This is a genomic window from Curtobacterium sp. Curtsp57 (assembly GCF_047324335.1).
Taxonomy (GTDB): Bacteria; Actinomycetota; Actinomycetes; order Actinomycetales; family Microbacteriaceae; genus Curtobacterium.
The window spans coordinates 3,841,512-3,863,495 of the sequence record NZ_CP168511.1 but is presented as its reverse complement, the minus strand read 5'-3'; the positions used below and the strand labels follow the sequence as shown (position 1 = coordinate 3,863,495).

Below are 21,984 nucleotides of genomic sequence, written 5' to 3'. Positions count from 1 at the left end.
GATCCTACGGAACTGCGGGTGGAGCCTCCAGGCCTGCTGCCGACTCGGCGTCTGCCGACTCGCCATCTGCCGACCCGCCGTCCGCCGCGTACCGGACCCCGACCTGCCTGCGTGCCTCGTCCATCACCGCCATGATCGCGACCGTCTGCTCCGGGTCCATCGCGCCACCCTCGTGGTCGCCGGAGGCGATCATCGCCTCGAACGCGCGGACCTCGTGCGCGTAGCCGGTGAGTTCCTCACGCGAGTCGTACTCCTCCACGACCGCTCCGTCGCGGTCGCGCACCCGCCAGGTCGTCGGCGTGTACCAGGTGGCGTCGATGTCGATCCGTCCGTCGTCGCCGATGATCGACGCGGTGTTCGGGCTCCTGACGTCCAGCGAGAAGTGCACCATCGACTGCGCTCCCCCGTCGTGGGTCGTCACGATCCCCATCTGTGTGTCCACTCCCTGGGCGCTGAGCGTGCCGGCCGCAACGACGTCGGTCGGGACGCCGAGGACGTCCACGACGAACGAGATCGGGTACACGCCGAGGTCGAGGATCGCGCCACCCCCGAGGTCCGGGTCACGCAGACGGTGGTGCGGATCCGTCGGGAGGGCCTGGTGGTGCGTGGCCTCCACGAACCGCGGGCGACCGATCCGTCCTTCCGCGATGAGCTCTCGGATCATGGTCATCTGCGGCAGGAAGCGCGTCCACATGGCCTCCATGACCGCGACGTCCTCCCGGCGAGCGGCATCGACCACGCGACGCGCCTGCTCGGCGGTGATCGTGAAGGCCTTCTCGACGAGGACGTGCTTGCCCGCCTCGATCGCGAGCAGGGCGTCCTCCGCGTGGCGGGAGTGCGGTGTCGCGACGTACACGGCGTCGACGTCGGGATCGTCCACCAGGTCCGCGTAGCTGCCGTGGGCCCGCGGGATGTCGAACTCCGCCGCGAACGCGTCGGCGCTCGCCCGGGTGCGGCTGCCGACCGCGACGAACTCCACCCCCGCAGCGGTGCAGTCGCCCACGAATGACCGGGCGATGCCGCCCGTGCCGATGACTCCCCAGCGAACCGTCATGTGCCCTGTCTACCAGCGTCGACGAGTTGTCCACATCCAGCGCCCGGGTATGGACTCCACTGCCGATTGCCAGCTAGCGTGCTGGAACGTCCCCCGACCGGGGGCCACTCCCCGACGATCAGGAACGCCATGCGTCGACCCGTGTCTCCTTCCCGGCTCCTCTCCGCCACCGCCGTCGGCGCGGCCATCGTCGTCGCGGCGACCGTCGTCGGCGGCGCGCCCGCATCGGCGCACGGCTGGGGATCCCCGGGGCACGGACACGATCCGGACGCCGGGTTGACGCCGCGGACCTCGTTCACGATGGCGGCGGACGGGTCCTCCGGTGCGACGCAGGGCGGTGAGGGCATCCCGAACATCGACTCCGTGAAGAAGACGATCGCGACGTACTACGGCGACCCCGGCACCGGGATCGCGAACCGCACCGACTCGCCCTACATCCGCGAGATGCGGTCGATCGTCGCGCGGCAGACCGCGCAGCTGCGGCAGATCCACGACCGGGCGGTCCGGAAGGGCGAGAAGCCCGCGATCGTGCTCGACGCGGACGACACCACGCTGTGGACCTACGACATGGAGGTCGCGGACATGCACTTCGTCTTCGACCCCGCCGAGCAGGACGTCTGGGTCCAGGACCAGCGCTTCCCCGCCACCCCGTCGATGGTCGGCCTCGTCAACACCGCATCGGCGATGGGGTTCACGGTCTTCGGGCTGACGGGCCGGAACGACGACCAGAAGGCAGCGACGGTGGCCAACCTGACGAAGGTCGGCTACCAGGGGTTCTCCTCGGACCACTTCTTCACGAAGTGGACCGGCGTCGGCACCAGCCAGCAGCCGTCGTACATCACGTGCGCGACGGCGTCGTGCACCACGGTCGAGTACAAGGCGCAGACCCGCAAGCACATCGAGCAGGACCTCGGGTACGACATCGCGCTGAACATCGGCGACCAGTGGAGCGACCTGCAGGGCGGGTACGCCGACCGGAACCTCAAGCTGCCGAACCCCACGTACTACCTCCCCTCGGCCGACCTCCCCGGGGTCTCCGAGCCGTCGCTGGCGCCTCGCACGCACTTCACGATGGCCGCGGACGGGTCGTCCGGTGCGACGCAGGGCGGTGAGGGCATCCCGAACATCGACTCCGTCAAGAAGACGATCGCGACGTACTACGGCGACCCCGGCACCGGGATCGCGAACCGCACCGACTCGCCCTACATCCGCGAGATGCGGTCGATCGTGGCGCGCCAGGCCCCGGTGATCGCTGCACAGTGCGCCGTCGGCCGGGCGAAGCACAGCAACCCGGCGATCGTGCTCGACGCCGACGACACCACGCTGTGGACCTACGACATGGAGGTCGCGGACATGCACTTCGTCTTCGACCCCACCGAGCAGGACGTCTGGGTCCAGGACCAGCGCTTCCCCGCCACCCCGTCGATGACGTCCCTGGTGTCGATCGCCCAGCGTTCCGGCTGCACCGTGATCGGGCTGACCGGTCGGAACGACGACCAGAAGACGGCGACCATCGCGAACCTGCAGAAGGTCGGGTACCCGCAGTTCCGCGCCGAGCAGCGCGGCACGCAGACCTACTACACGAAGTGGACCGGTGTCGGCTCGTCGCAGCAGCCGTCGTACGTCCAGTGCGCGACGGCGAAGTGCACGACGATCGAGTACAAGTCGCAGACCCGCGCACACATCGAGTCGACGGCCGGCGGACGGTACGACATCGTCGCGAACGTGGGCGACCAGTACAGCGATCTCACGGGCGGCTCGGCCGACCGAGCCGTGAAGTTGCCGAATCCGACGTACTACCTGCCCTGATCAGAAGTACCGTCCGTCGCAGGGGGAAGTGAGCGCGAGGAGGCGTTTGCCGTGACCGGACCGGAGCCGTGGTGGACGGACGCGGTGGTCTACCAGGTCTACCCGCGGAGCTTCGCGGACGGCAACGGCGACGGCGTCGGCGACCTGGCGGGGATCCGCCAGCACCTCGACCACATCGCGGACCTCGGGGTCGACGTCGTCTGGCTCTCCCCCGTGTACCGGTCGCCGCAGGCCGACAACGGGTACGACATCAGCGACTACGAGGACATCGACCCGCTGTTCGGCACGATCGACGAGTTCGACGCGCTGCTCGTCGAGGTGCACCGACGCGGCATGAAGCTCGTCATGGACCTCGTCGTGAACCACTCGAGCGACCAGCACCCGTGGTTCCAGGCCGCGAAGCTGTCCCGGGCCTGCCCGAAGCACGACTGGTACATCTGGCGCGACCCGGTGGACGGCCACGAGCCGAACGAGTGGCGGTCGGCGTTCGGCGGACCCGCGTGGACGTGGGACCCGGGCACGGGCCAGTACTACCTGCACATGTTCACGCCGCAGCAGCCCGACCTGAACTGGGACAACCCGGACATGCGGGCGGCCGTCCACGCCATGATGAACGGCTGGCTGGACCGCGGGGTCGACGGGTTCCGCATGGACGTGATCAACCACATCGCGAAGGACCCGGCAGCGCTGTCGGACGGCAGCGCCGCGTACGTGATGCAGCCGCGTGTCCACGACCACCTGCAGGAGATGCACGAGCGGGTGTTCGCCGGACGCGATGCCATGCTCACCGTCGGCGAGATGCCCGGTGTCACCGTCCAGGACGCCGCGCTCTTCACGGATCCGGACCGCCACGAGCTCGACATGGTCTTCCAGTTCGAGCACGTCGGACTCGACCACGGGCCCACGACCAAGTTCGACAACCGTCCGTTCGACCTGCCGACGCTCAAGGCCTCGCTCGCCCGGTGGCAGACCGCGCTCGCCGAGACCGGTTGGAACTCGCTCTACCTCGCCAACCACGACCAGCCGCGGCCGGTGTCGCGGTTCGGCGCCGCAGCCGTGGCCGCAGCGGCCGGGGCTGCTCCGCCGGGATCCGGGGCCGACCCGTTCGCGTTCCGCTACGAGTCCGCGACGCTCCTGGCGACCGTGCTGCACCTGCACCGCGGGACGCCGTACGTCTACCAGGGCGACGAGATCGGCATGGTGAACGCCGGATTCCGCACGATCGACGAGTACCGCGACATCGAGTCGCTCAACTGGTACCGCGGAGCGGTCGGGCGCGGCATGCCCATGGCCGAGGCGCTCGACGCGTTGGCGTTCCGCAGCCGGGACAACGCCAGGACGCCGATCCCCTGGGACGACAGCGAGCCAGCCGGCGGGTTCTCCTCGACCACGCCGTGGATCGGCATGGGGCAGGGATGGCCTGCCGTGACGGTGGCCGCGGACCGTGCAGCAGGCGACCGCTCCGTGTTCGCGCACACGCGCCGACTCATCGATCTCCGGCACACGTCGCGGACGGTCCGGATCGGTGCGTTCGAGCTGCTCGAAGCCGATCACCCGTCGCTGTGGGCGTTCACGCGGTCCCTGCCGGACGAGTCCGAGCCGTCCCTCGCGGTGGTCGCGAACCTGTCGTCCTCCGCCCTGGAACTCCCGGAGGACGTGGGGTCCCGCCTCGGCGACCTGGTCCTCGGCAACCTCGGTGTGCCGGAGACGGGCGCGCTGCGCCCGTGGGAGGCGCGGGTCCACGAGTTCGGGTGACCACGGATGGACTGGAGGCTCGGTGCCGGTCCGGCACCGAGCCTCCAGTCCGTCGTCAGTCGCGTCAGCGACGCGTCGTCGGTCCGCTCACACGTCGCGTGTGCGCGCCGCGGCGATGGCGGCGCCACCGACCACGACGACCTCTGCGAGGAGGACGCCGAGCCCACCCCAGCCGTTCAACACGACGCCCGGCTGGTCAGGGACCGGCCCGGACGACGAGTAGGCGTAGAGCTGCGCCCCCGCGTCCGACGGCAGGAACCGAGCGACGTCGAGGATCCACTGCGCGTCGATCAGGCTGCCGAGGAGCGACAGGATGATCGGCAGCACCAGCAGGATGCCGAGCGTGATCGCGATGCCGCCGGCGCTCGACCGGACGAGCAGCCCGATGCCGAAGGCGAGCAGCGCGAGGAGCGTCACGGAGACGCTGCTGCCGAGGATCGGCATGAACACCGAGGGATCCCCGAGGTCGGCCTCCACGCCGTTGCCCGCCTGCAGCGGTGTCGAGATCAGGACACCGATCCACGTCGAGACGGCGCTGACCACGAAGGTGCTCACGGCGAGCACGACGGCCTTCGCCAGCAGTACGCCGGTGCGGCCGGGGTCGGCCGTGAAGGTGGAGCGCACCTGCCCGGTGCCGTACTCGCCGGTGATGATGAGCACGCCGAGCACCCCGACGACGAGCGCGGTGAACGAGACGCTCGCCGTGTTGACGCTCACCAGCGTGCCGTTCGCGGCGTCGGTCGGCATCGCCTGCCCACCCTGGTTCACGAGTGTGCCGAGGAGCACCGCCATCGCGACGGTGAGGGCGACGAGGATCGCGAAGCACCAGACGGTGGATCGGATGCTCCGGAGCTTGATCCACTCGCTGCGGACGAGACGAGGGAAGGACAGACGCACGCCGGACATCGTGTCCGGTGTGGCCATCGCGTGCTGGGCGGTCATCGGGTGCCCTCCGATCGGTACTCGACGTCGTCGCGGGTGAGGGCCATGTACGCCTCTTCCAGGCTCGCGCCCTGCGGGGTGAGCTCGTGGAGCACGACCCCGGCACCGGCGGCGATCGCACCGACGGTCGGCGCATCGGGGCCCACGACGAGGAAGGAGCCGTCGTCCCGTGCGGTGACGCCGGCGTTCGGGCCGATCGCCGCGAACAGCTGGTCAGGGGACGGCGTCCGGACGACGACCCGCGAGCCGCCGCCGGCAGCACCACCGGCGTTCCCGGCACCGGCGACGAACTCCGCGATCGGAGCGTCGGCGAGGACCTTGCCACGACCGAGGACGACGACGCGGTCGGCGGTCTGCGCCATCTCGCTCATCAGGTGGCTCGACAGGAAGACCGTGCGACCGTCGGCGGCCATGCGCCGGGCGAGCTGCCGGACCCACAGGACTCCGTCCGGGTCGAGGCCGTTCACCGGCTCGTCGAGGATCAGGGTCTTCGGGTCGCCCAACAGCGCGGCAGCGATTCCCAGACGCTGCCCCATGCCGAGCGAGAACCCGCCGACACGCTTGCGCGCGACGGAGTCGAGCCCTGTCATGTCGATGACCTCGTGCACCCGTGACTTCGGGATGCCGTGGGTCGCCGCGAGGGAGAGCAGGTGGTTGTACGCGCTCCGGCCGGAGTGCACCGCCTTCGCCTCGAGCAGCGCCCCGACCTGGCGGAGGGGGTCACGGAAGGCCTGGTACGGCCGCCCGTTCACGATGGCATGGCCGGCTGTCGGCCGGTCCAGCCCCATGATCATGCGCATCGTCGTGGACTTCCCGGCGCCGTTCGGGCCCAGGAAGCCGGTCACGCTGCCCGGCCGCACGACGAACGAGACGTCGTCGACGGCGAGCTTCGGACCGTAGCGTTTGGTGAGATGGTCGACTTCGATCACGCGGCAACGCTACGGGACCCCCGTTCGGGGCGCGTCATCCCTGCGTACGAGATGCGGCATACCTTTCCTCCACCCTGCGGCGGAGGGGCGGTCGGCGAACGGAAGAACCCCTCGTTTCCGCGGAAACGAGGGGTTCTTGGCGGAGCCGCCTGTCGGAATCGAACCGACGACCTATTCATTACGAGTGAATCGCTCTACCGACTGAGCTAAGGCGGCGGACGCTCCGTTCCCGGAGCGGCACGGGTCACAACTATACAGGTTCAGACGAGCGAGCGCGAAACGAGCGCCCCGAGCTCGTCGAAGGACCGCCGCAGATCGTCCACCAGGTGAGACTCGGCCGGGGACTCCGACCACTCCCACCATGCGTGCCGCAGTGTGGCGAGTGACACCAGCGAGGCGAGCCGGGCGCGGCGACGGAGCGCGACCTCGTCCTCGGCGAAGGTCGGGTCGTCGTTCGCGAGCCGCCGTGCGATCACGGACTCGAGGGTCGACTGGAACTCCTTCATGGACGCCATGCGCTGGCTGAAGAGTTCCGGATTGGCGCGGAGCACCTGCTGCCGTTCCTCGATCAGGCCGCGCTCCTCGATCAGCTCCTGCGTCGAGTGCACGAGCAGGGCGCCGACGTCCGCGAGCAGGTCCCCGGCCGGCCCGCCGGCGACGAAGGCGTCGAGCACCTCGTCCGCCGGCAGCGTCGGGTCGTCCCCGAGGATCGCCTGCTCCTTGCTCGGGAAGTAGTTGAAGAACGTCCGCGGCGAGATGTCGGCGCGGCGTGAGACCTCGTCCACGGTGACCGCGGCGAGGCCGTCCTCGACCGCGATGCGGAGGGCAGCCTGCTGGATCGCGAGTCGGGTGGCGCGTCGCTTCCGTTCACGCAGGCCGGGTTCTGCATCGGGCATGGGCTGATTCTCCCACGCCTGGGTCACGTCCCCACGCCTCGGCCATGCCCCCGCCTGGGTCCGCTCCTCGCGCCTGGGTCAGCGCAGCGCCCGGACCACCGTGACGAGGAGCGCTTCGAGTGCCAACAGTGCCGCCACGTTCGCGGCGATGCGCTGCCTCGCCAATGCGATCGCGTCGAGGATCTCGAGGGCGGCGGCCGGCGGCACCGACTGCTTGACCCGGTCGAGGTCGTCCTGCATGGCGAGGTTCACCGGCTCCCCCGGTGCACCGAGTCCGATGAGCAACAGGTCACGGTACAGCGAGGAGACGTCGACCAGGATCCGGTCGAGGCCGTCACGGAGACTCCGGGTGGCACGACGCTTCTGGTCTTCTTCCATCGCACGGAGCTGCGACCGGAGCGCCGGCGGCACCGTCCCGCCCGGCTCCACCCCGAGCGACCGGAGTGCTGCGTCCCGCTCTTCGGCATCCCGCTGCTGGGTGATCGCCTTCGCGTCTTCGTCGGCGACCGCGAGGAGTTCCGCCGCGGCCGTCACGGCGTCACCGACACTGCGGATCCGGAGCACGGTCTGCAGGGTCCGTCGTCGGCGGTCCCTGGCGTCTTCGCTCGTGGCCAGGCGCTGCGCCATGCCGATGTGGCTCTGCGCCTGCCGGGCGGCGTCCATGGCGAGCGAACGGTCGACACCGGTGCGCGCGACGATGAGGTCGGCGACGGACTCGATGCCGGGGACCCGCAGCCGGACCGACCGGACGCGAGAGCGGATCGTCGGCAGCAGGTCGGCTTCGCTCGGGGCGCAGAGGATCCAGACCGTGCGCTCCGGCGGTTCCTCGAGCGCCTTGAGCAGCAGGTTCGACGTGCGCTCCGTCATCCGGTCGGCATCCTCGATGATGACCACGCGCCAGCGACCGACCGACGGCGAGTAGTACGAGGACGTGACGAGCTGGCGGATCTCGTCGATGGTGATGATGACCCGTTGCGTCGTGAGCACGGAGACGTCGGGGTGCGTGTGGGCGGTGATCTGCCGCAGGGTGTGGTCGTCGTCCGGGCCGGAACCGACGAGGGCCGCAGCGAACGCGGTCGCGACGTTCGACCGTCCTGACCCTGGAGGGCCGGTGATCAGCCACGAGTGGGTCATGCCACCGGTGCCGTCCGGCGCCTCGGCGGCGCTGCGGAGGGCGGCGACCGCTTCTTCCTGACCGGTCAGGCCGTCCCATACGCTCACAGGGGGATCCTCGCAGCGACCACCGACGCCGCGGATCGAGCCACGAGCCCGGTCACGCGTCGATCCCGACGAGCGGGGCGAGTGCGCGACGGATCCGCTGCTGGACGACGTCGGCGGGCTCGGCAGCGTCGACGACCAGGAACCGCTCGGGCTCGACAGCGGCCATGTCGAGGAACGCCGAGCGGACGGATTCGTGGAAGGCAGCGGCTTCGGACTCGAGGCGATCGAAGGTGTCGCCGCGGGCGGCCGCCACACGGGCACGTCCCTCGGTCACGTCGAGGTCGAGGAGCACCGTCCGGTCCGGCACGAGGCCGGCGGCCGCCCAGTCCGACACCGAGCGGATGTGCTCGGCACCGAGGCCGCGTGCGACACCCTGGTACGCCACCGATGAGTCGATGTAGCGGTCCTGCAGCACGACGTCGCCACGGGCGATCGCCGGACGCACGACCGTCTCGACGTGGTGGGCACGGTCCGCCGCGTAGAGCAGCGCCTCGGCCCTGGCGGACACGTGGCCGCGTTCGTGCAGCACGATCTCGCGGATGCGGAGCCCGAGGTCGGTCCCCCCTGGCTCGCGCGTCCGCACGACGGTGCGTCCGTTCGCTTCGAGCCACTCGGTGAGCAACTCGGCCTGGGTGGTCTTCCCCGCGCCGTCGCCGCCCTCGAGGGTGATGAAGCGGCCGGTCACTTCTTCTTGGCGGGAGCGCGCCGGGTCGTCGTCTTCTTCTTGACCGGGCCCTTTGCACGCTTGTCCGCGATGAGCTGGACGGCACGTTCGAAGTCGACCGCTTCCACGTCCTCGCCGCGCGGGATGGTCGCGTTCGTCTCACCGTCGGTGACGTAGGGACCGAACCGGCCGTCCTTCATCTTGATCGGCTTGCCGGACACCGGGTCGGCGTCGAACTCCTTGAGCGCGGCGCTGGCCGCACGCTTCGCGCCGTACTTCGGCTGCGCGAACAGCTCGAGCGCACCGGCGAGGTCGACGTCGAAGATCGCGTCCTCGCTCGGCAGCGTGCGGGTGTCCGTCCCCTTCTTCAGGTACGGGCCGTAGCGACCGTTCTGCGCGGTGATCTCGTCGCCGGACTCGGGGTCGGTGCCGACCGTGCGGGGCAGGTCGAGGAGCTTCAGCGCCGTCTCGAGGTCGACCGACTGCGGGTCCATCGACTTGAACAGGGACGCCGTGCGCTCCTTCGGCGCTGCGGCCTTCTTGGTCGCCTTCTTCGCCTTCGTGGCGGGCTCGGCCTTCGTGGCGGTCGCGGTCGCGGTCGACGCGCTGCTGCTCAGGACCTCTCCCGTGGACGGGTCGACGTCGGGTTCCGGCTCCGGCGTGCGCTCGGTCACGTAGGGGCCGAACCGGCCGTCCTTGGCGAGGACCTCTTTCCCGCTCTCCGGGTTGATGCCGACGACGCGGTCACCGACGACGGGCGCCTCGACCAGCTCACGGGCCTTCTCGGCGGTGAGCTCGTCGGGGGCGAGGTCCTCGGGGACGTTCACCCGACGCGGCTTCTCCGGGTCGTCGCTCGGCGTCTCGATGTACGGGCCGTAGCGGCCGATGCGGAGCGTGAGGCCGGGCGAGAGCTCGACGGAGTTGATCTCTCGCGCGTCGATCTCGCCGAGGTTGTCGATGACCGTCCGGAGACCGCGCTGGTCGCCGCCGCCGAAGTAGAACCCGTTGAGCCAGTCGACGCGGTCTTCCTCGCCGCTGGCGATGCGGTCGAGGTCGTTCTCCATCTCGGCGGTGAAGTCGTACTGCACCAGGTCGCCGAAGTAGTCCTCGAGCAGTCGCACCACGCTGAACGCGATCCAGTTCGGCACGAGCGAGCTGCCACGGGGCGTGACGTACCCACGGTCCACGATCGTCGAGATGATCGCCGCGTAGGTCGAGGGTCGGCCGATGCCGAGCTCTTCCAGGGTCTTGACCAGGCTCGCCTCGGTGTAGCGCGGCGGGGCGGACGTGTCGTGCCCCTTCGCCTCGACCTCGTCCACGCCGAGGTGGTCGCCTTCGGTCATCGACGGCAGCTTGGCGTCCGCGCCGTTCGACGATGCCTCGTGGCGTTCCTCGTCCTTGCCTTCTTCGTACGCGTTGAGGAAGCCGCGGAACGTGATCACGGTGCCGGACGCGGTGAACTCGACGTCCGTGCCGTTCGCGGTGGAGGCGATGCCCTCGACGGACTCCGTCGAGGTGATCCCGAGGACGACCGACGCGGTCGATCCCTTCGCGTCCGCCATCTGCGAGGCGACCGTGCGCTTCCAGATGAGGTCGTAGAGCTTCCAGTCGTTGCCGCGGAGCACCTTCTCCATCTGCGCCGGCGTGCGGAACACGTCTCCGGCCGGACGGATCGCCTCGTGCGCTTCCTGGGCGTTCTTGCTCTTGCCAGCGTAGCTGCGGGGCTTGTCCGGCACCGTCTCGGCGCCGTACAGGTCGGCTGCCTGCTTCCGGGCGGCGGCGATCGCCTGCTGCGAGAGCGACGCGGAGTCGGTTCGCATGTAGGTGATGTGGCCGTTCTCGTACAACGACTGCGCGACGCTCATCGTCTGGCGGGCCGAGAAGCGGAGCTTGCGAGCGGCTTCCTGCTGCAGTGTCGAGGTCGTGAAGGGCGCGGCGGGACGTCGCGTGTAGGGCTTGGAGTCGACGCTGCGGACGACGGCGTCGCCGGCGCGTTCGAGCACGGAGCTCAGGGCGGTGGCCGAGGCCTCGTCGAGGACGACGGCGTCCGAGGTCGTCGTGCCCCGGTCGTCGAAGTCACGGCCGGATGCGACACGGGTGCCGTGGATCCGCGCGATCCTGGCGGTGAACGCACTGTCCCCGGCCTTCTCGAACCGTGCGGTGAGGTCCCAGTAGTTCGCCGAGACGAACGCGAGACGCTCGCGCTCACGATCCACGACGAGGCGGGTGGCAGCGGACTGCACACGACCGGCCGAGAGCCCCGGACCGACCTTGCGCCACAGCACCGGAGAGACCTCGAACCCGTAGAGGCGGTCGAGGATGCGGCGGGTCTCCTGCGCGTCGACGAGGGCCGTGTCGAGTTCGCGCGTCGCTTCCTGGGCGCGCTTGATCGCTTCCTTGGTGATCTCGTGGAACACCATCCGCTTGACGGGGACCTTCGGCTTCAGGACCTGCAGCAGGTGCCACGCGATGGCTTCGCCTTCGCGGTCTTCATCTGTTGCGAGGTAGAGCTCGTCGGCGTCCTTGAGGGCACGCTTGAGTTCCGCGACGGTCTTCTTCTTCGCGTCGGAGACGACGTAGTACGGCTCGAACCCGTTGTCGACGTCGACCGAGAACTTGCCGAGCGAGCCCTTCTTCAGCTCTGCCGGGAGGTTCTTGGGCTCGACGAGGTCACGGATGTGTCCGACTGACGCCTGGACTTCGTATCCGTCACCGAGGTATTGCGCGATCGTCTTCGCCTTCGCGGGGCTCTCGACGATCACGAGCTTCTTCGTGCCTGGCACGTGACTCCTTGATCGATGGTGCTGTCGGCCCTGGGACACGGAAGCGTCCGGGTCGACCGGGACATCGATGACCGGCGGGCCGACAGGCACACCATACACACAGTGGCGGGGATGCCCGCCGGACGATGTCGGTCCGGTCGATCGGCAGGGGTCCGTCGGGGACCGGCGACCGCGGTCGCCCCGAGACGGAGCGGACCGGACCGGAGCTCGACGACGACGCGGACGAACGCGCCGCTCGTCGAGCAACCGGTGAGGTCCGCCCCGCCGCGCCTGGCCACCCGCGACGCTGCGTCGCACGGTGCACCGGACACCAACCGGACGGCGGCCGCGGCACCGGCGAGCGCGGCGGCGTCCGCCGTCGACTGCGCACGGACGGACCCGACCCGAGCGCCGGCGGCGGTGAGCACGGAGCCGACGACGATCGTGACCGCGGCGACGACCGCGACGAGCAGGACCGTCGCCGACCCGTGCTCGTTCACCGGCCGCCCGTCGCCGCGCACGACGCACCACGGAGGGTGATCGCCGCGAGCGGCCCCGGCCCTGACCGACGCTCGAGGACGACGCACACGAGTTCGTCTGACCGCGTCACGGAGCTCGTCGCTCCCGGGGCGATCCCGGCCAGCGCCGCGCGTGCAGCAGCGTCGTCGTCACGGCCGTACGCCCTGGCGGCAGTCGCTGCAGCGGACTGGAGCCGTCCCTGCCCGTCGACGAGCACGACGCCCCCGATGGCCAGCGACACGACGACCGCGAACACGGGGAGCGCGACCGCGAACTCGACGGTGACCGCCCCGCGCTCGTCGGACCCGCGCTCACAGCGACAGGGCACCGCGGACGAGTTCGGTCAGGATCGCCTGGACCTCGCCGGAGCGCATCACCGCGACGAGGACCCCCGCGAACGCCACGGCGGCCAGGATGACGACGGCGTACTCGGCGGTCGCGGAACCACGGTCGTCGCGGAGTCGGGCAGCGAGTCCCGGGGGTCGGCGAGCCGGTGCGGATGGTGGGTTCGGTCGTTCGGTCATGATGGGGTCCCTTCTGATCTGGTGCATCCAGCCTCGCGATCACCCGTCGGGGCCGGGCCACCAGCGGCGAACCCGTGGAGCGATCACCCCGTTCCGTCCACGGTGGAGGAGAGGATCCCGACGACGACGGGCACCACCCCGACGAGGACGAACGCCGGCAGGACGCAGGTCCCGAGCGGCAGCACGAGGCGCACCGCGAGCCGCTCCGCCGCCGCGAGCGACTCCGACGCGACGTCGTCCCGCAGGTCCTCGGCCGCACTGCGCAGGAGTGCTGCCGCCGGCACCCCCGCGCGCCGTGCGAGATCGAGCACCTCGGCGAGCCGTCGCCGTTCCGCAGCGTCCTCGGCGCGGTCCGGCAGGGCCGTGCGAACGGCGTCGCCGGCGCCGGACCAGGACCCGCCGCCGGACAGCGCCACGGCCCAGGCGTCGAGCAGGACACCGGGGATCCGTCCGGTGGGCGTCGCTGCGCGGACGAGTCGGGTCGACCAGACGCGGCCGACCCCGACGAGCAGGGCGGCACCGGTGCAGCACGCCCAGCCGATCGGCGTCCCGGTGAGCACGCCGACCGTGTCGATCCCCCACAGCGATCCCAGCACCAGTCCGAGCACCGGCAGCATGAGGACCACGTTCGCGCTCGTCCGCGGCCCGGCGAGCGCCACCCGGACGGCTCGGTCCCCTGCCGCTGCCCGCCGGAGCGCCGCGGCCAGGGCGCGGAGCGTCGGCGCGATCGGCGCACCGGTCCTGGTGGCGACCGTCGTGACGGCACGCACGTCCTCCCATGCGGGGCCGGCGACCACGGGCGGGCCGGCCGCCGCCGCGAGCGCCCACGCTCGGGACGGCAGTACCCCGGCGGCGACGAGCGTCGCGACACGGTCGAGCAGCCGAGCCGCACCGACAGCGTCCGCCGCGCCCCGGGAAGGACGCAGCACCCTCGGACGACCAGGACGCGTCACCCGCGCCGACCCGACCGGCCGGTGCCCGGGCCCACGGGTTCGACGGTGAGCCGCCCTGCCGGGTCGACCCCGAGCCTCCCGGCCGCTGCGAGCCGACGCACGCCCCGCCGACGCTCCACGTGGAGGACCAGGTCGAACGCACTGACCGCCTGCCGGGACAGCACGGTCGGCCCGAGCCCAGCGAGCGCGCCGAGCGCCTCGAGGCGTGCGGGGACGTCGTCGAGTCCGTTCGCGTGGACCGTGCCGGCTCCACCGTCGTGTCCGGTGTTGAGCGCGGACATGAGCTCGCGGACCTCTGCCCCACGGCACTCCCCCACCACGATCCGGTCCGGGCGCATCCGGAGGGATTCGCGGACGAGCCGGTCGAGACCGATTGCTCCGGCGCCCTCGGCGTTGGCCTGCCGCGATTCGAGCGACACGACGTGCGGGTGGTCGATCCGGAGCTCTGCGACGTCCTCCACCGTCACGATGCGCTCGTCGCGCGGCACGGTGGCCAGCATCGCGGCGAGGAGCGTCGTCTTCCCGCTGCCCGTCGCCCCGGACACGAGCACGTTGCGCCGGCGCCGGACGGCGTCCTCCACGAGACCGCGAGGCACCCGCTCGAAGGTCCCGCTCCGCTCGAGCGCATCGAGCGTCGGCGGTGCACCACGAGGCAGGCGGAGGGACAGCGTCGTCCCCCGCACGGAGACCGGCGCCAGGACGACGTGCACCCGGACCCCGTCACCGTGCCGGACGTCCGCGACCGGGGCGCTCTCGTCGACGTGCCGGCCGCCGAGCGCGACCAGTCGTGTCGCGAGTTCGCGTGTCCGTTCCTCGTCCAGCACGATCCCGGAGTCGACCAGCCCGTCGCCCCGGTCAATCCACACGCCCAGACCGCCGGAGACCAGCACGTCGGTGACGCTGTCGTCCGTCACGAGCGGGGCGAGTTCCTCGAACTCGACCGGGTCGATCCCCCGTCGGGCGCGTCGGGGCACGGCCGCACCCGGGAGGAACGGCGAGGGGACGGCGCGGTGGCGATGCATCTCCGGAACGCTAGGTCTGCGCATCGCTCTGCTCGCCGCTCGCCACGAATCGGGGAGGACACGCTCGTCGTCCACACCAGTGGACAGTTTTGTCCCCCGATCACCATGCACGTACCCCGGAGCACTCGGTCGCCAGCCGGCGCCGCGGTGCGACCCGTGCAGCGCCGACACGCGCCGTCCGCGGCGCCGCGGAGTCGGCCCGTCGCCGACGGAGGTCCATGCGGCAGCATGGACCGGTCTGTCCACCGTTCCGCGGACGGACGCGGATCGTCCCGAACGGAACCGGTCCGTCGTGCGACGTTGCACGGCGGACCGGTCCGGGGAAAAGAAGAGGCGGCACCGGTTGGGGGGAACAGGTGCCGCCAGGACAACGGAGGATTGGGGGGAATCCGATCCGATGCCGCCGGAAACGAGTCCGGCGGGATCTACTGTACCCCACGACGAGGCCCTGCGGGCAACCCCGACGCGCCGAGTCCTCACCGAATCCCTCCGACCGGAACGAAGACCCGTCGACGACACACGGCTTCCACCACCCGGAACGCCCTGGTTGCCCCACGCACGACGGGTCCACACCGAGGGGTAGTCTCCGTTTGCACCCACGGACGCAACGACGCGAAAGGACATCGATGTCCACTCCGACCAACGTCGACGAACGACACGACGACGGCCACCACGACGACAGCGGCACCTTCCCGCCGCCGCCGGAGTTCGTCGCGGACGCCGTCGCGGACCAGGCTCTGCACGACGCGGCCGCCGCCGACCGCGAGGCGTTCTGGGCCGAGCAGTCGAAGAGCCTGCTGGACTGGCGCACGCCGTTCACGCGGACCCTCGACTGGTCGGGGGCGCCGTTCGCGAAGTGGTTCGACGACGGCACGTTGAACGTCGCCGAGAACTGCCTCGACCGGCACGTCCGCGCTGGCAACGGCGACCGGGTGGCGATCCACTTCGAGGGCGCTCCCGGCGACACGCGGCGCATCACCTACTCCGAGCTGACCGCCGACGTGCAGCGCGCCGCGAACATGCTGACCGACCTCGGCGTCGAGCAGGGCGACCGGGTCGTCGTCTACATGCCGCTCATCCCCGAGGCCGTCGTCACGATGCTCGCGGTCGCCCGCATCGGCGCCGTGCACTCCGTGGTGTTCGGCGGGTTCAGCGCCGAGAGCCTCCGCGCCCGCATCGAGGACGCCGGCGCGAAGCTCGTCGTCACCGCTGACGGCGGCTGGCGCCGCGGGGCCGTCGCCCCGCTGAAGCCCGCGGTCGACGAGGCGCTGCAGGGCGAGGGCACCGACAGCGTGGAGCACGTCGTCGTCGTCAAGCGCGGCGGCAACGACATCGCGTGGAACGACCGCGACCGCTGGTGGCACGACGAGTTCGCCAAGGCGGACCCGACCCACGAGCCGCAGGCCTTCCCCGCGGAGAACCCGCTCTTCATCCTCTACACGTCGGGCACGACCGGGAAGCCGAAGGGCATCGTGCACACCTCGGGCGGCTACCTCACGCAGGCCGCGTACACGCACAAGAACGTGTTCGACATGCACCCGGGCAAGGACGTCTACTGGTGCACCGCCGACATCGGCTGGATCACCGGGCACACCTACGTCGTCTACGGCCCGCTCGCGAACGGCGTGACGCAGGTCCTCTACGAGGGCACCCCCGACGAGCCGAAGCCCGGCCGCTGGTGGGACATCGTCGACGCGTACGGCGTGACGGTCCTCTACACGGCGCCGACCGCGGTCCGCGCCGCCATGAAGGGCGGGCGCCAGGTGCCGGACGCGCGGAGCCTGGAGACCCTGCGACTCCTCGGCAGCGTCGGCGAACCGATCAACCCCGAGGCGTGGCACTGGTTCCGCCAGGTGATCGGCCACGACCGCACGCCCATCGTGGACACGTGGTGGCAGACCGAGACCGGCGCGATCATGATCTCCGCGCTACCAGGTGTCACGAAGCTCAAGCCGGGCGCGGCGCAGACCCCGCTGCCCGGCATCGTCGCCGAGATCGTCGACGACGAGGGCCACCGTGCCGACCCCGGCGAGAGCGGCTACCTCACCATCACCGAGCCGTGGCCGTCGATGGCGCGCGGCATCTGGGGCGACCCGGACCGGTTCGTCGAGACGTACTGGGACCGCTTCCCCGGCCGGTACTTCGCCGGAGACGGGGCACGGCTCGACGGGCAGGGCGACATCTGGGTGCAGGGCAGGGTCGACGACGTCATGAACGTCTCCGGACACCGGCTCTCCACCGCGGAGATCGAGTCGGCACTCGTCGGACACGAGGGAGTGGCAGAGGCGGCCGTCGTCGGCGCGGCCGACGAGACAACGGGTCAGGCGATCGTCGCGTTCGTGATCCTGACGTCCGAGGCGGCTGAGGGGGTCGACCGCGACGCCGTCGCCGCCGAGCTCCGCGCCTGGGTCGGCACGCGCATCGGAGCGATCGCGAAGCCGCGGCAGATCACGATCGTCCCGGAGCTGCCGAAGACGCGGTCGGGCAAGATCATGCGCCGGCTGCTCCGCGACGCGGCGGAGGGCCGCCGCATCGGCGACACGACGACGCTGGCCGACCCGACGATCATGGCGACCATCGCGGAACTCATGTAGTCCCGTTCACGCGAGCAGGGCCTCCAGTCCGTACTGACTGGAGGCCCTGCTCACGTTCGCTGTCCCGGTTGCTGCCGTCAGGCGGTCAGCTCCACCACCAGCTCGACCTCGACCGGCGCGTCCAGCGGGAGCACCGCGACGCCCACCGCGCTCCGCGCGTGGACGCCAGCGTCACCGAAGACCTCGCCGACGAGCGTCGACGCGCCGTTGGCGACGCCCGGCTGTCCCGTGAACGACGGGTCGGACGCGACGAACACCGTGACCTTCACGACACGGGCGACGCGCTCGAGCGACCCGGCGACGGACTGCACGGCCGCCAGCGCGTTCAGCGCCGCCTGTCGCGCCTGTGCCGTCGCGGTGTCCGCGTCGACCTCGGAGCCGACCTTGCCGGTCACCGGCAGCGCGCCGTCGACGAAGGGCAGCTGCCCTGCCGTGTAGACGTACTGCCCGGTCACGACCGCCGGGACGTACGCGGCGACGGGGGCCGCGACGGTCGGGATCTCGAGCCCGAGTTCGGCGAGACGTGCCGCGACGGTCATGCGTCGGCCTTCGGGCGCTTCAGGTACGCGACGAGCCCGCCCTCGGGGCCGGTGACGACCTGGACCAGCTCCCACCCCTCGTCACCGAAGTTGTTGAGGATGGCGGTGGTGTTGTGGATGATCAACGGCGTCGTGAGGTATTCCCAGCGAGTCATGCGGTTCCTTGCCAGCCTTCCGGTCGTGGGTGTCGTTTAGGCTGCATCCTATGTCTGCCCAGAAGACGTCTGCCTCGCGGACCAAGCCCGTCTCTGCAGTCGGCGCCTTCATCGGATTCGTCGGCTTCAGTGTGCTCGCCGGACTCCTGGTCACCATCGGTGTCACCCCGGCCATCGCCGTCGCCGGGGTCACCACGACCTCGACGATCGGCGTGTTCGAGTCGCTGCCGGAGTACATCGAGATCGGCGAACTCCCGCAGCGCAACGAGGTCCTCGCGTACCAGAACGGTCAGCCGGTCCACCTGGCGACGGTCTACGACCAGAACCGTCAGGAGCTGAAGTTCGACCAGATCAGCGACCAGCTGAAGAACGCGGCCATCGACGGCGAGGACAAGCGCTTCTACGACCACGGCGGCGTCGACATGACCTCGCTCGTCCGCGCGGGTGTCGGCTCGCTCGCCGGTGGGCTCGGCGAGTCCGGTGGTGGCTCCACCCTGACGATGCAGCTCGTCCGCAACATCAAGATGCAGCAGGCGCTGGAGCTCCCGACGCTGGAGGAGCAGCAGAAGGCGTACAAGGACGCCGTCGAGCAGACCATCCCCCGCAAGCTCGAGGAGATGAAGCTCGCGATCGGGCTCGCGAAGAAGTACTCGAAGAAGGAGATCCTCACCGGGTACCTCAACATCGCGTACTTCGGCGACCAGACCTACGGCGTGCAGGCCGCCGCACAGCACTACTTCAACAAGAACGCGACCGACCTCACCCCGCAGGAAGCCGCGTCGATCCTGGCCATCGTGCAGTCGCCGAACACCAGGAACCTGTCCGACCCGAAGTACTACGACGCCAACGTCGCGCGTCGCGACGTCATCCTCAAGTCGATGTACGCACAGAAGCACCTGACGAAGGAGCAGTTCGACACGGCCATCGCGTCGAAGCCGGCGGACTACGTGCACCTCACCGCGCCGACGCAGGGCTGCAAGGCCTCGGCTGGTTTCGGGTCGCAGTTCTTCTGCGACTACGCGGTGCAGGTCGTCAAGGAACTGCCGCAGCTCGGTTCGACGGACAAGGAGCGCAAGGCTGCTTGGCGCAACGGCGGCTACACCGTGCAGACGACGCTCGACGTCGGTCTGAACAACCAGCAGAAGGACCTCATCGACAGCTACGCGCCGAACACCGAGGCTCGCTTCAAGCTCGGCGGCACCATCGACTCGGTCGAGGCCGACACCGGCCGGGTCATCACCATGGTGCAGAACAAGAACTACAACCAGCTGGTCGGGTGCGACGTGCAGGGGGCCGATCCGAACGCGTGTGCGCCCTCGACGGACTCCGGCATCAACTTCAACGTCGACTCGAAGTACGGCGGGGGTGAGGGCTTCCAGACGGGTTCGACGTTCAAGGTCTTCACACTCCTGAACTGGCTGCAGAACGGGCACGGGCTCAACGAGACCGTGAGTGGGACGACTCGTGCCTTCACGAGCTACGAGGTGTGCGGGAGCCGGAGTGGGATCAGCCCGGTGTACACGCCGAAGAACGACTCCGCCGGTGAGGGCGGCAACATGTCCGTCGAGAGTGCGACCTACCGCTCGGTCAACGTCGCCTTCGTGAACATGGCGCAGAAGCTCGACTACTGCGACATCCGGAAGACCGCAGACAGCCTCGGCATCCACCTCGCCAACCCGCGGCCCAGCGAGCAGGGCTACGGCGACGACATGTCGAAGAAGACGACCACGGACATCATGCTCAACCCGTCGGCCGTCCTCGGCACGAACTACATCGCGCCGCTCACGATGGCCGCCGCCTACGCCGGCATCGCCAACAACGGCACGTTCTGCCGCCCGATCGTGATCGACAACGTCACGAACGCCGAGGGCAAGGCGCTCGGCGGGCAGCAGAAGGAGTGCACGCAGGCGATCGACCCCTCGGTCGCTCAGACCGCCATCTACGCGATGAAGAAGGTCCTGACGGTCGGTACCGCCGGTGGCGGCCGGACGCCGGACGGCTACGACGAGTTCGGCAAGACGGGCACCACCGACGAAGCAGACCAGATCTGGCTCGTCGGCTCCACCTCGAAGATCGCGACCGCCACGTGGCTCGGCAACATCGAGGGCAAGCAGAGTCTGCGCAAGGTCGCCGGCCCGCACGGCCTCTACTCGCTGTCGCGAACGTCGCTGTGGCGTCAGGCGCAGAGCATCGTGAACACCCAGTACGCAGGGGCCCCGTTCCAGGCGCCGAGTTCGTCGTCGATCCGCGGGAACAGCATCACCGTCCCGGACGTGGCGGGCAAGACCACTGACGAAGCCCGCGCCACGCTCAGCGGTGCCGGCTTCACCTACGTCGACGGCGGCACGCAGCCAGGGGCAGGGACTGCCGGGACCGTCCTGTCGACTTCCCCAGCCAGTGGTTCCGCGCTGTCGAAGGGCTCGAGCGTCACGGTCTACACGACGGACGGTTCCCAGTCGACGGTGCCGGAGGTGGCGGGCAAGTCCGTCGGTGACGCCCGCTCGGCGCTGAACGGTGCCGGCTACGGGAACGTGAGCGTCTCCGATCAGTACCAGCCCGGGGACGGCAAGAACCAGTGCAAGGTGGCCGCGGTCGATCCGGGTGCAGGAACCGCTGCGTCGAAGGACACCACGATCAACCTCACCCTGTTCGGCAACAAGGACGGCAAGGCCCCCAAGGACTGCAAGTGACCCGCGGCCGGGCAGCGCTCGGCGTCCTCGCAGCAGGAGCTGCGGCCGGCGCCGGCGCTGCCGCGTGGGGCACGCTCGTCGAACGGCGGCGGTTCGAGATCCGCTGGGAGACGATGCCGATCCTGCCGCCTGGTTCGCGTGACGTCGTCGTCCTGCACCTGTCGGACATCCACATGGCGCCGTGGCAGGCGGACAAGCAGCAGTGGCTGCGCGACCTGAGCCTGGTCGAACCCGACTTCATCGTGAACACCGGTGACAACCTCGGGCACCCGACGGCGAACGCAGCGGTCGAGTACGCGCTCGAGCCGTTCCGTGGTGTCCCCGGGGCGTTCGTGTACGGCTCGAACGACTTCTACGGCCCCTCCCCCCGGAACCCGCTGAAGTACTTCGGCGGCCCGAGCAAGCTGCACGCGTCCGCGAAGCCGGTCGACCTCGACATCGAACGCCAGACAGCGTTCTTCGAGTCGCTCGGCTGGCTCGACCTCAACGACAAGGCACACGCCATCGAGGTCCGTGGCGCACGCTTCGAGCTCTTCGGCACGTCCGACGCACACCGCGACTGGGACCGCCTCGACCTGCTCCCGACGAACGTGGACGAGATGCGCGGCGACGTCCCCTGGTCCGAGGACGAGGACGGTCCGGCACCGGTGTCGATCGGCGTCACGCACGCCCCGTACCGCCGCGTGCTCGACGCGTTCGTCCGACAGGGTGCCGACGCGATCTTCGCCGGGCACACGCACGGCGGGCAGGTCGCCGTCCCCGGTGTGGGTGCCCTCGTCACGAACTGCGACCTCCCCCGCAAGTACGCGAGTGGCCTCCACCGCTGGCAGAACCGGACGCACTGGGCCTGGCTGCAGGTGTCGGCCGGCCTCGGGACGTCGATCTACGCGCCGGTGCGCTTCGCGTGCCGCCCGGAGGCAGTCGTCGTCACCCTGACCGCCCGCGTCTGACCAGCC

19 protein-coding genes and 1 tRNA gene are annotated in these 21,984 nt (G+C 70.2%); 5 read left to right on the top strand and 15 right to left on the bottom strand.

The window, feature by feature from the left end:
* Window positions 1-4 precede the first annotated feature (4 nt).
* A complete protein-coding gene (locus ACEN9V_RS18565; RefSeq protein ID WP_413601533.1) occupies window positions 5-1,054 on the bottom strand; it encodes a Gfo/Idh/MocA family protein in 1,050 nt (349 codons plus the stop codon).
* A 129-nt stretch (window positions 1,055-1,183) separates the two neighbouring features.
* Between ACEN9V_RS18565 and ACEN9V_RS18560 the strand changes: the two genes are divergently transcribed.
* Together ACEN9V_RS18560 and ACEN9V_RS18555 are read left to right on the top strand one after the other, a co-directional pair.
* A complete protein-coding gene (locus tag ACEN9V_RS18560; protein WP_413601532.1) occupies window positions 1,184-2,863 on the top strand; it encodes an HAD family acid phosphatase in 1,680 nt (559 codons plus the stop codon).
* A 51-nt stretch (window positions 2,864-2,914) separates the two neighbouring features.
* Window positions 2,915-4,618 carry a glycoside hydrolase family 13 protein gene (locus ACEN9V_RS18555; RefSeq protein WP_413601531.1) on the top strand — a complete coding sequence of 568 codons (1,704 nt, stop codon included), beginning with the start codon at window positions 2,915-2,917 and terminating at the stop codon, window positions 4,616-4,618.
* Between the two features lie 87 nt (window positions 4,619-4,705).
* Here ACEN9V_RS18555 and ACEN9V_RS18550 read toward each other — a convergent pair whose 3' ends face one another.
* The 12 genes from ACEN9V_RS18550 to ACEN9V_RS18495 form a co-directional block, all read right to left on the bottom strand.
* Window positions 4,706-5,560, bottom strand: coding sequence for an ABC transporter permease (locus ACEN9V_RS18550; protein WP_413601530.1), 855 nt, complete (start codon window positions 5,558-5,560; stop codon window positions 4,706-4,708).
* Window positions 5,557-6,489 (bottom strand): ABC transporter ATP-binding protein, encoded by a 933-nt coding sequence (locus tag ACEN9V_RS18545; protein ID WP_281265064.1) that lies wholly within the window; start codon window positions 6,487-6,489, stop codon window positions 5,557-5,559. Before ACEN9V_RS18545 ends, ACEN9V_RS18550 begins: the two co-directional genes overlap by 4 nt.
* A 143-nt stretch (window positions 6,490-6,632) precedes the next feature.
* Window positions 6,633-6,705: transfer RNA gene (locus ACEN9V_RS18540), tRNA-Thr, on the bottom strand.
* Between the two features lie 44 nt (window positions 6,706-6,749).
* Window positions 6,750-7,385, bottom strand: coding sequence for a TetR/AcrR family transcriptional regulator (locus ACEN9V_RS18535; RefSeq protein WP_413601529.1), 636 nt, complete (start codon window positions 7,383-7,385; stop codon window positions 6,750-6,752).
* A gap of 78 nt (window positions 7,386-7,463) precedes the next feature.
* Window positions 7,464-8,606: a DNA polymerase III subunit delta' gene (locus ACEN9V_RS18530; RefSeq protein WP_281265066.1), complete on the bottom strand. Its 1,143-nt coding sequence runs from the start codon at window positions 8,604-8,606 to the stop codon at window positions 7,464-7,466.
* 52 nt (window positions 8,607-8,658) lie between these two features.
* Complete coding sequence (gene tmk / locus ACEN9V_RS18525) at window positions 8,659-9,291, bottom strand: dTMP kinase (protein ID WP_413601528.1); 633 nt, start codon at window positions 9,289-9,291, stop codon at window positions 8,659-8,661.
* On the bottom strand, window positions 9,288-12,053 hold the full coding sequence (gene topA / locus ACEN9V_RS18520) for a type I DNA topoisomerase (RefSeq protein ID WP_413601527.1): 2,766 nt from the start codon (window positions 12,051-12,053) through the stop codon (window positions 9,288-9,290). Before topA ends, tmk begins: the two co-directional genes overlap by 4 nt.
* Complete coding sequence (locus tag ACEN9V_RS18515) at window positions 12,029-12,532, bottom strand: Rv3654c family TadE-like protein (protein ID WP_413601526.1); 504 nt, start codon at window positions 12,530-12,532, stop codon at window positions 12,029-12,031. The genes topA and ACEN9V_RS18515 overlap by 25 nt, the downstream gene beginning before the upstream one ends.
* Window positions 12,529-12,879 carry a TadE family type IV pilus minor pilin gene (locus ACEN9V_RS18510; RefSeq protein WP_413601525.1) on the bottom strand — a complete coding sequence of 117 codons (351 nt, stop codon included), beginning with the start codon at window positions 12,877-12,879 and terminating at the stop codon, window positions 12,529-12,531. The genes ACEN9V_RS18515 and ACEN9V_RS18510 overlap by 4 nt, the downstream gene beginning before the upstream one ends.
* Window positions 12,863-13,075, bottom strand: a complete 213-nt coding sequence (locus ACEN9V_RS18505) for a DUF4244 domain-containing protein (protein WP_413601524.1) — start codon at window positions 13,073-13,075, stop codon at window positions 12,863-12,865. The genes ACEN9V_RS18510 and ACEN9V_RS18505 overlap by 17 nt, the downstream gene beginning before the upstream one ends.
* A gap of 83 nt (window positions 13,076-13,158) precedes the next feature.
* Window positions 13,159-14,004 (bottom strand): hypothetical protein, encoded by an 846-nt coding sequence (locus ACEN9V_RS18500; protein ID WP_413601523.1) that lies wholly within the window; start codon window positions 14,002-14,004, stop codon window positions 13,159-13,161.
* A gap of 20 nt (window positions 14,005-14,024) precedes the next feature.
* The gene (locus ACEN9V_RS18495; RefSeq protein WP_413601522.1) at window positions 14,025-15,050 is read right to left on the bottom strand and encodes a TadA family conjugal transfer-associated ATPase; all 1,026 of its coding nucleotides are present in this window, start codon (window positions 15,048-15,050) and stop codon (window positions 14,025-14,027) included.
* Between the two features lie 626 nt (window positions 15,051-15,676).
* Here ACEN9V_RS18495 and acs point away from each other — a divergent pair.
* Window positions 15,677-17,644 carry an acetate--CoA ligase gene (gene acs, locus ACEN9V_RS18490; RefSeq protein ID WP_413601521.1) on the top strand — a complete coding sequence of 656 codons (1,968 nt, stop codon included), beginning with the start codon at window positions 15,677-15,679 and terminating at the stop codon, window positions 17,642-17,644.
* A gap of 77 nt (window positions 17,645-17,721) precedes the next feature.
* On the opposite strand, the gene ACEN9V_RS18485 is transcribed toward acs, so the two are convergent.
* The gene (locus ACEN9V_RS18485) at window positions 17,722-18,183 is read right to left on the bottom strand and encodes a RidA family protein (protein ID WP_413601520.1); all 462 of its coding nucleotides are present in this window, start codon (window positions 18,181-18,183) and stop codon (window positions 17,722-17,724) included.
* Window positions 18,180-18,338, bottom strand: a complete 159-nt coding sequence (locus ACEN9V_RS18480) for a hypothetical protein (RefSeq protein ID WP_022907077.1) — start codon at window positions 18,336-18,338, stop codon at window positions 18,180-18,182. The genes ACEN9V_RS18485 and ACEN9V_RS18480 overlap by 4 nt, the downstream gene beginning before the upstream one ends.
* 50 nt (window positions 18,339-18,388) lie before the next feature.
* On the opposite strand from ACEN9V_RS18480, the gene ACEN9V_RS18475 reads away from it, so the two are divergent.
* Complete coding sequence (locus ACEN9V_RS18475) at window positions 18,389-21,028, top strand: transglycosylase domain-containing protein (RefSeq protein ID WP_413601519.1); 2,640 nt, start codon at window positions 18,389-18,391, stop codon at window positions 21,026-21,028.
* Window positions 21,025-21,978, top strand: coding sequence for a metallophosphoesterase (locus ACEN9V_RS18470; protein ID WP_413601518.1), 954 nt, complete (start codon window positions 21,025-21,027; stop codon window positions 21,976-21,978). The genes ACEN9V_RS18475 and ACEN9V_RS18470 overlap by 4 nt, the downstream gene beginning before the upstream one ends.
* The last annotated feature ends 6 nt before the right edge of the window (window positions 21,979-21,984 follow it).

Excerpts from the sequence above, each read along its gene's own strand:
- ACEN9V_RS18505 (WP_413601524.1), bottom strand. The coding sequence starts at position 13,075 with ATGACCGAACGACCGAACCCACCATCCGCACCGGCTCGCCGACCCCCG.
- ACEN9V_RS18535 (WP_413601529.1), bottom strand. The coding sequence starts at position 7,385 with ATGCCCGATGCAGAACCCGGCCTGCGTGAACGGAAGCGACGCGCCACC.
- ACEN9V_RS18485 (WP_413601520.1), bottom strand. The coding sequence starts at position 18,183 with ATGACCGTCGCGGCACGTCTCGCCGAACTCGGGCTCGAGATCCCGACC.
- ACEN9V_RS18480 (WP_022907077.1), bottom strand. The coding sequence starts at position 18,338 with ATGACTCGCTGGGAATACCTCACGACGCCGTTGATCATCCACAACACC.
- ACEN9V_RS18495 (WP_413601522.1), bottom strand. The coding sequence starts at position 15,050 with ATGCATCGCCACCGCGCCGTCCCCTCGCCGTTCCTCCCGGGTGCGGCC.
- ACEN9V_RS18560 (WP_413601532.1), top strand. The coding sequence starts at position 1,184 with ATGCGTCGACCCGTGTCTCCTTCCCGGCTCCTCTCCGCCACCGCCGTC.
- ACEN9V_RS18550 (WP_413601530.1), bottom strand. The coding sequence starts at position 5,560 with ATGACCGCCCAGCACGCGATGGCCACACCGGACACGATGTCCGGCGTG.
- ACEN9V_RS18475 (WP_413601519.1), top strand. The coding sequence starts at position 18,389 with ATGTCTGCCCAGAAGACGTCTGCCTCGCGGACCAAGCCCGTCTCTGCA.
- acs (WP_413601521.1), top strand. The coding sequence starts at position 15,677 with ATGTCCACTCCGACCAACGTCGACGAACGACACGACGACGGCCACCAC.
- ACEN9V_RS18565 (WP_413601533.1), bottom strand. The coding sequence starts at position 1,054 with ATGACGGTTCGCTGGGGAGTCATCGGCACGGGCGGCATCGCCCGGTCA.